Origin of the sequence: Pseudomonas vlassakiae (assembly GCF_014269035.2) — a bacterium.
Classification (GTDB): domain Bacteria; phylum Pseudomonadota; class Gammaproteobacteria; order Pseudomonadales; family Pseudomonadaceae; genus Aquipseudomonas; species Aquipseudomonas vlassakiae.
Genome location: NZ_JABWRP020000028.1, coordinates 13,952 through 26,583, shown reverse-complemented (window position 1 = coordinate 26,583; position 12,632 = coordinate 13,952). Strand labels below are relative to the sequence as shown.

8 protein-coding genes are annotated in these 12,632 nt (G+C 66.0%); 4 read left to right on the top strand and 4 right to left on the bottom strand.

Annotation, left to right across the window (positions count from 1 at the left end):
- Window positions 1–68: 68 nt before the first annotated feature.
- Together HU738_RS24300 and HU738_RS24295 are read right to left on the bottom strand one after the other, a co-directional pair.
- The gene (locus HU738_RS24300) at window positions 69–698 is read right to left on the bottom strand and encodes a response regulator transcription factor (protein WP_186604605.1); all 630 of its coding nucleotides are present in this window, start codon (window positions 696–698) and stop codon (window positions 69–71) included.
- 12 nt (window positions 699–710) lie between these two features.
- The gene (locus tag HU738_RS24295; RefSeq protein ID WP_186604603.1) at window positions 711–2,117 is read right to left on the bottom strand and encodes a sensor histidine kinase; all 1,407 of its coding nucleotides are present in this window, start codon (window positions 2,115–2,117) and stop codon (window positions 711–713) included.
- 194 nt (window positions 2,118–2,311) lie between these two features.
- Between HU738_RS24295 and HU738_RS24290 the strand changes: the two genes are divergently transcribed.
- From HU738_RS24290 to HU738_RS24280, 3 genes are all read left to right on the top strand, one after another.
- Window positions 2,312–3,934 (top strand): acyl-CoA synthetase, encoded by a 1,623-nt coding sequence (locus HU738_RS24290; RefSeq protein WP_186604601.1) that lies wholly within the window; start codon window positions 2,312–2,314, stop codon window positions 3,932–3,934.
- 18 nt (window positions 3,935–3,952) lie between these two features.
- A complete protein-coding gene (locus HU738_RS24285) occupies window positions 3,953–5,722 on the top strand; it encodes an acyl-CoA dehydrogenase C-terminal domain-containing protein (RefSeq protein ID WP_186604599.1) in 1,770 nt (589 codons plus the stop codon).
- 161 nt (window positions 5,723–5,883) lie between these two features.
- Window positions 5,884–6,891 (top strand): FecR family protein, encoded by a 1,008-nt coding sequence (locus HU738_RS24280; RefSeq protein WP_186604597.1) that lies wholly within the window; start codon window positions 5,884–5,886, stop codon window positions 6,889–6,891.
- Between the two features lie 4 nt (window positions 6,892–6,895).
- On the opposite strand, the gene HU738_RS24275 is transcribed toward HU738_RS24280, so the two are convergent.
- Window positions 6,896–8,215 carry a Na+/H+ antiporter family protein gene (locus HU738_RS24275; RefSeq protein WP_176510142.1) on the bottom strand — a complete coding sequence of 440 codons (1,320 nt, stop codon included), beginning with the start codon at window positions 8,213–8,215 and terminating at the stop codon, window positions 6,896–6,898.
- A gap of 235 nt (window positions 8,216–8,450) precedes the next feature.
- Between HU738_RS24275 and HU738_RS24270 the strand changes: the two genes are divergently transcribed.
- Complete coding sequence (locus HU738_RS24270) at window positions 8,451–10,595, top strand: methyl-accepting chemotaxis protein (protein WP_186604595.1); 2,145 nt, start codon at window positions 8,451–8,453, stop codon at window positions 10,593–10,595.
- A gap of 54 nt (window positions 10,596–10,649) precedes the next feature.
- Here the strand turns inward: HU738_RS24270 and HU738_RS24265 are convergent, their stop codons facing one another.
- A complete protein-coding gene (locus HU738_RS24265; protein WP_186604593.1) occupies window positions 10,650–12,578 on the bottom strand; it encodes a S8 family serine peptidase in 1,929 nt (642 codons plus the stop codon).
- Between the last annotated feature and the right edge of the window lie 54 nt (window positions 12,579–12,632).

Below are 12,632 nucleotides of genomic sequence, written 5' to 3'. Positions count from 1 at the left end.
AGTGAATGTCAAAGCTTTGATTAGGGGGCTATGCAAATATTCATGAAACGGCCGTTGCCGGCGACGTTTCACCGCGCGCGCAAACCCAGCGCCTCCACGGCCCCGCAAGCGATCGCCATGCCCACCAGCTCGGCCAGGCTGCCTGCCTGCAAGCGCTTCATCACCCGCCCCCGGTACAGGTCCACGGTCTTCACGCTGATGCCGAGGCGCTCGGCGATCTCGCGGTTGCTCAAGCCTTGGGCCAGCGGCACGAATACGTCGCGCTCGCGGGGTGTCAGGGCATCCACACGTGCCTGCACTGCGGCCAGCGCCAGGTCGTCCTGGCGCGCCTGCCCTGCCCGCTCCAGTGCAGCCTGCACACTGTCGAGCAGCAACTGGTCGCTGTAGGGCTTTTCGATGAAATCGCTTGCCCCGGCCTTGAACGCCCGCACCACGATCGGCACATCGGCATGGCCACTGACGAAGATCACCGGGATCTGCAGCCCGCGCTCGCGCAGTGCCTGCTGCACCGCCATGCCGCCCAGCCCGGGCATGCGCACATCGAGCAGCACGCAAGCCGGCCCATCGTCCACGCAGGCATCGAGAAACCCCTGGCCGCTGGCGAACGGCACGCCCTGCAGGCCCACCGACTCCAGCAACCACACCGTCGAATCACGCATGCCTTGGTCGTCGTCGACCACATACACCTTCGCTTGCACCCTGCTCCCTCCTTATCCCCGGTTCACTGCCAGACGGCAGCACAGCACCAGCCCACCCGCCTCACCCGCACGCGCCCAGAGGCTGCCGCCGAACCCTTCGATCAGGCTGCGGCTCATGCTCAGGCCCAGGCCCAGGCCATCGGCCTTGCTGGTACTGAACGGGGTGAAGATCTCATCCAGGCGCTCGGCGGCCACGCCCGGCCCCTGGTCGGCGACCTCGATCAGCACCCCGTCGCCCTCGCGCACGGCGCCCAGCAGGATACGTGACGGCTGCGTCCCCTGCTGCTCGCGGTTGGCCTCGATGGCATTGCGCAGCAGGTTGAGCAGCACTTGCTCAAGCAAGACCCGGTCGGCGAACACCGCTGGCAATTGCCCGCCGATGCGCAGTTCGACAGCGACCTGGTCACGTGCCGCCTCCCAGGCGCACAGGCGCATGGCTTCCGCCGCAACTTCGGCCACCTCCACCGCCTGCAGGCGCCGCGGCCCCTTGCGCAGGAAGGCGCGCAGGCGGCGAATCACCTCGGCGGCGTGGGTCGCCTGCTCGGTGATGCGCTGCAGGCCCTGGCCAACCCGTTCACGCGCCTGCGGGTCGCGCTCCAGGCCTTGCAGGTAACGCTGGCTGGCATTGGCATAGTTGACCACCGCCGCCAGCGGCTGATTCATCTCGTGGGCGATCCCCGACGCCAGTTCGCCCAGGGTGGCAAGCCGGGCACTGTGGGCCAGGTTCTCCTGGGCCTCGATGCGCAAAGTGATGTCACGCGACACGCTGACTACCTCCACCACCGCACCGGTGTAGGTTTCGCGGATCGCGCGGCTGGCGATCTCGAACCAGCGATACGCGCCGCTGGCATGGCGGACGCGGCAGGTCATGGTGTGATAACCGTCCTGGTCCAATGCGGCGGCGGCCTGGCGCAGTACCTGGCGCCGCTCGCGCGGGTGCAGCAGGGCCCGTACCGGCATGCCGCGCAGCTGCTCCGGCCACAGGCCAAGCAGGCGGTAGGCGGCTGGCGAGGCATCGAGGAAACGGCCGTCCGGGCTGTGCCGGGAAATGAGGTCGGTGGTGTTCTCGATGATCAGCCGATACAGGCGCCGCGCGCGGCTCGCCTCACGGGCGCCATGGCGCTCCTCGCTGGCATCGCGGCAGCGCACCAGCACCCGCTGGCCCTGGTCATCGGGGATGAAGGTCCACAGCAGAATGCGATCGCCGACCTGCTTTTCCACATCGGCGATTGCCCGGTGCTGACGCAGGCAGGCACGCACCAGCGCCGCACAGTTGCCCGGCAGCCAGTCGTCGAGCACCGCGCCTGCGCCAATCAGCGCCTGCAAAGCCGGGTTGCTTGCCAGGGCACGGGCATCGGCGGCCAGCAGCACGCTGGGTTGTGGGTCCTTGGCGAGCAAGGGTGAAAGGGTCTGGTCCACTGTCGGCGCTCGTTCTTATAGTAGTTTTACTATATTGCTATAGTCGATATTCCATCTACGATAGCGGTTCGCGTAAAACTGCGACAGGGGCAAGCGGCCATCGGCGCGCTGCCCGCACCCTGATCAGAGCTAACAATCAGCCACCGGGGGGCCACACGCACAGGCTGCGTCTGCCTCCGCTACAGGATTACCGTATGTCGATCTTCGCCCAGGGCCTGATGCCCGCTGCCGTCAACCACGTCGCCCTCACCCCGCTGAGCTTCATCGAACGTACCGCCGCCGTGTATGGCGATTACCCGGCCGTGATCCACGGCGCCATCCGCCGCAACTGGCGCGAGACCTACCAGCGTTGCCGACGCCTGGCCAGCGCCCTGAGCGGGCGTGGTATTGGCCGCGGCGACACGGTGGCGGTGATGCTGCCGAACATTCCGGCCATGCTCGAAGCGCACTTCGGTGTGCCGATGATCGGTGCCGTGCTCAATACGCTCAACGTGCGCCTGGACGCCGAGGCCATCGCCTTCATGCTGCAGCATGGCGAAGCCAAGGTGCTGATCACCGACCGCGAGTTCCACGGCGTGATCGCCGCCGCCCTCGCCATGCTCGAACACCCGCCGCTGGTGGTCGATGTGGATGACCCCGAGTACGGCGAAGGCCGTGCGGTCAGCGACCTCGACTATGAAGCGCTGCTGGCCGAAGGCGACCCGGACTTTGCCTGGGAATGGCCCGAGGACGAATGGCAGGCGATTTCGCTGAACTACACCTCGGGCACCACCGGCAACCCCAAGGGTGTGGTCTATCACCACCGCGGCGCCTACCTGAACGCCATCGGCAACCAGATGACCTGGACCATGGGCCACCGCCCGGTGTACCTGTGGACCTTGCCGATGTTCCACTGCAACGGCTGGTGCTACCCCTGGACCATCACCGCGCTGGCCGGCACCCACGTGTTCCTGCGCCGGGTCGACCCGCAGAAGATCCTCACCCTGATCCGCGAACACCGGGTCAGCCACCTGTGCGGCGCCCCGATCGTGCTCAACGCCCTGGTCAACATGCCGGAGGCCGCCAAGGCCGCCATCGACCACCCGGTGCAGGCCATGGTCGCCGGCGCCGCACCACCGGCCAAGGTCATCGGCGCGGTCGAGCAGATGGGCATCCGCGTCACCCACACCTACGGCCTGACCGAGGTCTACGGGCCGGTCACCGTCTGCGCCTGGCATGACGATTGGGACGGACTGCCGCTGGAGGAACGGGCGCAGATCAAGTCGCGCCAGGGCGTGCGCTACCCCACCCTCGACGGCCTGATGGTCGCCGACCCGCAGACCCTGCAGCCGGTACCGCAGGACGGCAACACCCTGGGCGAGATCTTCATGCGTGGCAACACGGTAATGAAGGGCTACCTGAAAAACCCCGAGGCCACCGCCGAGGCCTTCCGCGGCGGCTGGTTCCACACCGGCGACCTGGCCGTGTGGCACGCCGACGGCTATGTCGAGATCAAGGACCGGCTCAAGGACATCATCATTTCCGGCGGCGAGAACATCTCGACCATCGAAGTCGAAGACACCTTGTACAAGCACCACGCCGTGCTGGAAGCCGCCGTGGTCGCCCGCGCCGACGACAAGTGGGGCGAAACGCCCTGCGCCTTCGTCGCCCTCAAGCCCGGCCATGAGCAGACCCGTGAAAGCGACATCATCAGCTGGTGCCGTGAGCACCTGGCCGGGTTCAAGGTACCGAAGACCGTGGTCTTCGGCGAGCTGCCCAAGACCTCCACCGGCAAGATCCAGAAATACGTCCTGCGCGACCGCGCCAAGGCCCTGTGAACCGTTATCGAGCCTGACATGACCGACTACACCGCTCCGCTGCGCGACATGCGCTTCATCCTCCATGACGTGTTCCAGGGCCCGGCCCTGTGGGCACGCCTGCCCGCCTTGGCCGAGCGCGTCGACGGCGAAACCGCCGACGCCATTCTCGAAGAGGCCGCCAAGGTCACTGGCCAGCTGATCGCCCCGCTCAGCCGTAACGGCGACGAGCAAGGTGTGCACTTCGACGCCGGCAATGTCACCACCCCGGAGGGCTTTCGCGAGGCCTGGCGTACTTACCGCGAAGGCGGCTGGGTCGGCCTGGGTGGCAACCCCGAATACGGCGGCATGGGCATGCCGAAAATGCTCGGCGTACTGTTTGAAGAAATGCTCTACGCCGCCGACTGCAGCTTCAGCCTGTATTCGGCGCTGAGCGCCGGCAGCTGCCTGGCCATCGACGCCCATGCCAGCGAAGCGCTCAAGGCCACCTACCTGCCGCCGCTGTACGAAGGCCGCTGGGCCGGCACCATGTGCCTGACCGAGCCCCACGCCGGCACCGACCTGGGGCTGATACGCAGCCGCGCCGAACCCCAGGCTGACGGCAGCTATCGCATCAGCGGCAGCAAGATCTTCATCACCGGTGGCGAACAGGACCTCACCGAGAACATCGTCCACCTGGTGCTGGCCAAGCTGCCGGACGCCCCGGCCGGGGCCAAGGGCATCTCGCTGTTCCTGGTGCCCAAGTATCGGGTCGAGGCCGACGGCAGCCTCGGCCCGCGCAACGCCGCACACTGTGGCTCGATCGAGCACAAGATGGGCATCAAGGCCTCGGCCACCTGCGTGATGAACTTCGACGGCGCCAGCGGCTATCTGGTCGGTGAGCCGAACAAGGGCCTGGCGGCGATGTTCACCATGATGAACTACGAGCGCCTGTCGATAGGCATCCAGGGCATCGGCTGCGCTGAAGCGTCGTACCAGAGCGCCGCACGCTACGCCAACGAGCGCCTGCAAAGCCGCGCCGCCACCGGCCCGAAGGCGTCTGAGAAGGCCGCCGACCCGATCATCGAGCATGGCGATGTGCGGCGCATGCTGCTGACCATGCGCGCCCTCACCGAAGGCGGCCGCGCCTTTGCCGCCTATGTCGGCCAGCAGCTGGACCTGGCACGCTACGCCGAGGATGGCGGTGAACGCGAGCATGCCCAGCGCCTGGTCGCGCTGCTGACACCGGTGGCCAAGGCGTTCTTCACCGACAACGGCCTGGAAAGCTGCGTGCTTGGCCAGCAGGTGTATGGCGGCCATGGTTACATCCGCGAGTGGGGCCAGGAGCAACGGGTGCGCGACGTGCGCATCGCGCAAATCTACGAAGGCACCAACGGCATCCAGGCCCTCGACCTGCTCGGGCGCAAGGTGTTGGCCGATGGCGGCCAGGCCCTGGCCTGCTTCGCCGCCGAAGTGCGGACCTTCAGTGCCGGGGCACCGCTGCACCGCGAAGCCTTGCAGGCCAGCCTGGCGCGCCTGGAAGCCACCAGCGAATGGCTGCGAGCTCGGGCACGCGAGGAGGCCAACCTGGTCAACGCCGTGGCCGTGGAATACCTGCACCTGTTCGGCCTGACCGCGTACGCCTACATGTGGGCGCGCATGGCGGCGGTGGCCCAGGCCAGGCACGCCGAAGACCCGGCCTTCCATGGCGCCAAGCTGGCCTGTGCGGCGTTCTTCTTCCAGCGCCTGCTGCCGCGCAGTCTGGCCCTGGATGCCAGCATCCGCGCCGGTAGCGCCAGCCTGTACGCAATGGCAGCCGAGCAGTTCTGAGCCGGCAAGGGAGCGCTTCGTGCTTGCCGCGAAGCGTTCTCAAACGCTGGAAATCCTTTGCGAAACCGACGAAAGACCCACATAACTGATAGTCATTCGCCATTACCTCGGTTCTCGGGAACCCCTTTGCAGGGGTAGAATGCGCAAAACCCGGAGCCATGATGAACCAAGACCGCCTCAATCCCAGCCCAGACGATGCCATCACCGATGCCGCCGCGCACTGGTGCATGCGCCTGCACGCCGACGATTGCACACTGGTCGAGCGTGAGGCCTTCGCCCGCTGGCTGGCGGCCAACCCGCGTCATGCCGAGGAATACCAGGCGATGCTGGAAATCTGGCAAACCGCCGACCTGTTGCCGCGCACCGCCACGGTCGTCGACTTCAACCCGCCTGCCCGGCACGTGCCCCGGGCACGTAACTGGCGGCCACTGGCGTCGGCAGCGGCGCTGGCCCTGCTGGCATTGCCGCTGGCCGGCTGGGTGGGTTGGGAGCAAGGCTGGGTGCCCAACCACTACCAGCACTTCGAAGCGGGCAACGAGATGAAGTCCGTGCAGTTGAGCGACGGCAGCGTGGTCGAGCTCAATCTCCACACCGAACTGACCTACCTCAACTACAAGGACCAGCGTCAGGTCACCCTCACGCGTGGCGAAGCCTTCTTCAAGGTGCAGCACGACAGCAGCCACCCGTTCATCGTCCGCGCCGGTGGCGGCCAGACCCGCGTCACCGGTACCCAGTTCAACGTCTGGAAGTACCAGGACCAGGTCAAGGTCACGCTGGTGCAGGGTTCGGTGCTGGTCAGCAGCGCGGGCAGTGCTGGCGGCTACCGCCTTGGCCCTGGCATGCAGGCCAGCTACCACACGGGTGATTTCGAGCCGCAACTGGCCGAGAACAGCGACTACGACAACAGCCTGGCCTGGCGCAACGGCAAGCTGGTGCTCGACAACCTGAGCCTGGAGCAGGCCCTGCCGGTGATCAACCGCTACCTCGAGGCCCCGCTGCTGCTGGCCGACCCCGGCACCGGGCGCATCCGCATCAGCGGCATCTACAACACCGGCGAGGTCGAGCGGCTGGTGGACAACCTGCCCAAGGTGTTGCCGGTCTACCTGACCCGCAGCAAGGACGGCAGCACCGTCCTCAACAGCATTTCACCACCACCCGACAAGGGCTGACGCCTTACAGCGTCATCGCCGCCAGCCAGCCGAACGCCAGCAGCGGCAGGTTGTAGTGAAGGAAGGTGGGGACCACCGTGTCCCAGATGTGGTGGTGCTGGCCATCCACATTCAGCCCGGAGGTCGGGCCGAGGGTCGAATCCGACGCAGGCGAGCCGGCATCGCCCAGGGCTCCTGCAGTGCCGACGATGCATACCGTGGCCAAGGGATCGAAGCCCAGCTGCACGCACAGCGGCACAAAGATCGCAGCCAGGATCGGCACCGTCGAGAACGACGAGCCGATGCCCATGGTCACCAGCAACCCCACCAGCAACATCAGCAAGGCGCCAATGCCCTTGCTGTGGTCGATCCACTGCGCGGAGGCTTCGACCAGGCTTTTGACTTCGCCGGTGGCCTTCATCACATCGGCAAACCCGGACGCGGCGATCATGATGAAACCGATCATGGCCATCATCTTCATGCCCTCGGTGAACAGGTCGTCGGTGTCCTTCCAGCGCACGATCCCCGACAGCGAAAAGATCAGGAAGCCCACCATGGCGCCGATGATCATCGAGTCCAGCCACAGTTGCACGACGAATGCCGCAGCGATCGCCAGCCCCGCCACCAGCAGGGTCAGCGGGTTGTACTGCACGCTGACCTGCTCGACCTGCTCGATGCGCGCCAGGTCGTAGTCGCGCTTCTTGCGGTAGCTGATGAACACCGCCAGCAGCAAGCCAGCCAACATGCCAGCGGCCGGGATGGCCATGGCATGGGTGACGTTGACCCCGCTGACATCGACCCCGGCACGGGCGACGTTGGCCAGCAGGATCTCGTTGAGGAAGATGTTGCCAAAGCCCACCGGCAGGAACATGTACGGCGTGATCAGGCCAAAGGTGATGACACAGGCGATCAGCCGACGGTCGATGCGCAGGCGCGTCAGCACGTACAGCAGTGGCGGCACCAGCAGCGGGATGAAGGCGATGTGGATGGGCAGGATGTTCTGCGACGAAACCGCCACCACCAGCATCAGGCCGATCAGCAGCCATTTGACCTTGCCGCCGTTGGCATGGCCCTGCCGGTCGATCATGGTCAGGGCGCGGTCGGCCAGGGCATGGGCCAGGCCCGACTTGGCGATGGCCACGGCGAAGGCACCGAGCAGGGCGTAGGACAGTGCCACCGTAGCGCCGCCACCGAGGCCGCCGTTGAAGGCCTTGAGCGTGCCTTCGATGCCCAGCCCGCCCACCAGGCCACCGGCCAGTGCGCCAATGATCAGGGCGATGACCACATGCACGCGGGACAGGCTGAGTATGAGCATGATGCCGACGGCGGCGATCACTGCGTTCATGGTGTGGGGTTCCTCATAGCGGCAGACAAAAAAGCGCGCACTGTGACGGAGTGGGCGTTGGATGTCAAAAGCGCCATGTTGCGGCGAATTTCGCCGGCATTTTAAATTGAATGTTTGAATAAAGAAAAAAGCGCCAGGGCCGATACAGGGGGAGGCTCCCAGGCGCCCAATACCTCAAGCCAAACACCTCTGAGCCTCACCGCCAAACCCTTACTGCCAGAAAAAGGGACTCCCCATGCCTTTGCGACAACTTTCCATCCAGTGGAAGATCACCCTGCTCGCCGGTCTCTGCCTCGCCAGCATCGTCACCCTGCTCGTCGGCCTTTCCCTGTACCGCATGGACCACAGCTCGGACCTGGTCAAGGCCAGCAGCATGCAGATGCTCAGCGAGGCCGCGCAGTCGCGTATCGAGTCGCAAGGTGAGGTCCAGGCCCTGAACATTCGCCGCCAGTTCATGGACGCTTACCAGTACGGTGCAGGGTTCTCGCGCCAGGTCATGTTCTTGCGTGAACAGGCGGAAAAACGCTTCCTCGATGCGTTCGACCTGCGCGAAGACATGACTCGCCAGGTGCGCGCCGCGCTGCAGGCCAACCCCGACCTGCTCGGCCTGTCGCTGGTGTTCGAGCCCAACGCACTGGACAACAAGGACAGCCTGTTCGCCGGCAAAGCCGAGCTGGGCAGCAACGAAACCGGGCGCTTCGCCCTGTACTGGTCGCAGCCACGCGCCGGCCAGCTGACCGCCATGGCGCTGCCCGAACACGACATGGCCAACACCGAGATCGGCCCCAGCGGCCAACCGGCCAACACCTGGTGGACCTGCCCGCGCAGCACCGGCAAGGTCTGCGTGGTAGAGCCGTACTTCTATGACATCGACGGTCAGCGCGTGCTGATGACCAGCATCGTCTTCCCGCTGGCGGTCAACGGCAAGATCATCGCCACCCTGTCCATCGACATCAACCTCAACAGCCTGCAGGCCTTGAGCCAGGACGCCAGCCGCAGCCTCTACGAGGGCCGCACCACGGTCGGTATCCTCAGCCCGGTCGGCCTGCTGGCCGGCTACAGCGCCGACGCCAGCAAGCTGGCCCAGCGCTTCGACCAGGTCGACCCGCGCCAGGGCGCCGAGCTGGTGCGTAAGCTGGCCACTGGCAAGCTGAACATCGTCCACGACGAGGCACGTCTGAAAGTGCTGGCCGCCTTCGAGCCGGTCCCCGGTGCCCAGCCCTGGGGCGTGCTGCTGGATGTGCCGGAAAATGCCCTGACCGGCCCCGCCGAAGCACTCAAGCAAGAGCTGGACACCCTGAACACCAGCGGCACCCTGCTCGAACTGGGCCTGGGCCTGGCTGCCGCGATCGCCGGCCTGTTGCTGGTCTGGCTGATGGCCCGTGGTGTGACCAAGCCGATCCTCGGCGTGGCGGCGATGCTCAAGGACATCGCCAGCGGTGAAGGCGACCTGACCCGCCGCCTGACCTACGACAAGCGCGACGAACTCGGCGAGCTGGCCGGCTGGTTCAACCGCTTCCTCGACAAGCTGCAACCGACCATCGCCGAGGTGAAACGCTCGGTGCAGGCTGCCCGCGGCACCGCCGACCAGTCGTCGGCCATCGCCACTGAAACCAGCGCCGGCATGGAACAGCAGTACCGCCAGGTCGACCAGGTGGCCACTGCGTCCCATGAAATGAGCGCCACCGCCCAGGACGTCGCTCGCAGCGCCGCCCAGGCCGCGCAGGCTGCCCGCGAGGCCGACCAGGCCACCCGCGAGGGGCTGGCGGTGATCGACCGTACCACCACCAGCATCGATGCCCTGGCCGCCAACATGAGCGAAGCCATGGCCGAAGTCGAAGGCCTGGCGCAAAACAGCGAGAAAATCGGTTCGGTGCTGGAGGTGATCCGTTCGATCGCCGAGCAGACCAACCTGCTGGCACTCAACGCCGCCATCGAGGCGGCCCGCGCCGGTGAAGCTGGCCGCGGCTTTGCCGTGGTCGCCGATGAAGTGCGCAACCTGGCCCAGCGCACCCAGGAGTCGGTGGAAGAAACCCGTCAGGTGATCGAGGCCCTGCAGACCGGCACCCGTGATGTGGTCGGCACCATGGACCAGAGCCACCGCCAGGCTCAAGGCGGGGTCGAGCAGGTTGGCCAGGCGGTCAGCGCACTGCAGCGCATCGGCCAGGCGGTCAGCGTGATCACCGACATGAACCTGCAGATCGCTTCGGCGGCCGAAGAGCAAAGCGCGGTGGCCGAAGAGATCAACAGCAACGTGGCGACCATCCGTGATGTCACCGAGTCGCTGTCGGGCCAGGCCAACGAGTCGGCGCGGGTCAGCCAGTCGCTGAACAGCCTGGCCAATCAGCAGCAGGCACTGATGGACCAGTTCCGCGTCTGACCCCCCGCCCGGCCCCGGGCCGCCGTGCCATACGCACAGCGGCCCGGGCGCGCTTCACAACTCGTCATGCGCGCTCAGGAAACGACCGCTACCGAGTAGCTGGTCAAGCAACAGCAATGCCCCCTGCACATTGGGCCTGGCCCCCATTGGCAATACCTCGCTGCCTGCCTCGCTGGCATCGTCATACCCCGACGCCATGACCAACAGGTGCATCTGGTCGGCGTTCAGGTAGATATGATGCTGCCCGATGGCATAGGACTGGATCAGGCTCAGGGCGCCAGTGACCATGGGCGTTGCCGACGACGTACCACTGTAACTGTCGGTGTAGTCACGATTCTCCCCGGGCTTGTCCTGCAGCTTGCCGCTGGACAGGGTCGTCACACTGTCGCCCCAGGCATTGAGCATGCGGTAGCGGTAGTGATGGTTGGAGTACCGATGCGGCTTGCCATCCCAGGATTGGCAGGCGCCCACCAGGATGGCGCCGGCATCGCCGTGGTCATTGAAGTGACGCCAGTGCGAAAGGTCGACACCCTGCCCGGCGACACTGCCGATTCGCTTGTCCGTTCGATTGCTGCCATTGCACGCTGCAACCAGCACCACCGCCCCTCGCTCGGTCAGGCTGCGGACCGTGTCCCACCAGGCGTGGTCATGCACGCTGGGCAGGAACGTGTAGAGGTCGTTGACGTTGGCGGTCTGGCGATTGATCCCGACGATGTCGCCTGGCTCCACCTGGCGCAGCAGGTCCTTGAGGGTACGCAGATGGCCTGCGCTATCCGCCGCCCGGTTGTGATAGACGAACAATTCGCTCTGATGGCTGATGCCGGTGACCCCGAAGCCATTGTCGGCCGCCAGCAGCAGGCCGACCGAAGCCGTACCATGCCGGGGGTCGTCATTGGGCTGCAGTGCAACGATCTTCAGCGCGGGGTTGTTGCGCAGGTCTTCATGGTCGGGGAACAACCCGCCATCGCTGAAGTGGATTCTCGCCCCTTGGCCCCTGACCTGCCGGCTCCACGCCTGGCGCACATTCAAGCCCTGCCAGCGCCCGCCAGGAGCGTCCAGATAATGCTGGCGCGGCTCATAGTCCGGGGTAGGCAAGGCATGCTCGTAGGCACGGTCGCCAGCTACCACTGCGGCACCGGTCAGCAAGGTCGCCAGTGCGCCGGCGACGAAAAACACCAAAGGGTGCGGCTCAGGTTGCTCGGCCAGGAACTGGAGGGTCTGCACATAGTCCAGCGAGGCCAAGGTCCGCGACAGTGCCAGGAAGGTGTCATTGAGCATGCTGCGCGGCTGCTCGATCAGACTGTACGCCGCAAGCACCTGCAAGCGTTGGTCATCCTGTTCGTGGGCGGCCAGCAGGGGCCGCAGTTCGATCACCTCGCCGAGGTTCGGCCACAGACGCGCCAGCCTCGAGCGCGACTGAGGCTTGAGGTCGGCGAGCAACTGATCGACGCCGCCCGGAGCAAACTTGACCAGCAGCGGCGGCAGTGATGTGCCAATGGTCGAGTGGCCGGCAGGCTCACCCAGCTGGGCGAAGGGCTCATCGAGCGATGGGGCCGCCGCCGGTTCCACCAACGCACGGCGACGACGGCGCAGCGGCACGGCATCCACAATGCTTCGGGTCAGGTCCTGCTCGGTGAGGACCAGCGTCAGTGGCTCAAGGTCGATCACGCCACGCGCGCCCGGCGGCAAGCCGTGCGCCAAGGCCTGGGTATCGAGCAGGATGACCCTGGGGCTGATCCGGTAGGTACCCGGGCGCGCCGTGGTGAACAGCGTCGCCGGGCATCCATGGTCGACCAGCGCGCCGCTGAAGGCCATGGAGACGCTCGACTCACCCGTCAGGTGGACCGGCCCACCCGGTTCGATACGCTCCAGTTCGTAGCGGATGCGCGCCACCTTGTCGAGATCGCCGCCGCTACATCGGACATGAAACTTGCCGTCGAAACGAAGGTTGCGGTAGTACACGAAATCCAGATCGAGGTTCATTGGCCTGCGCTCTTTGAGGGCATGACGGGGTGCCATGCGCCGCTGAATTGTTCC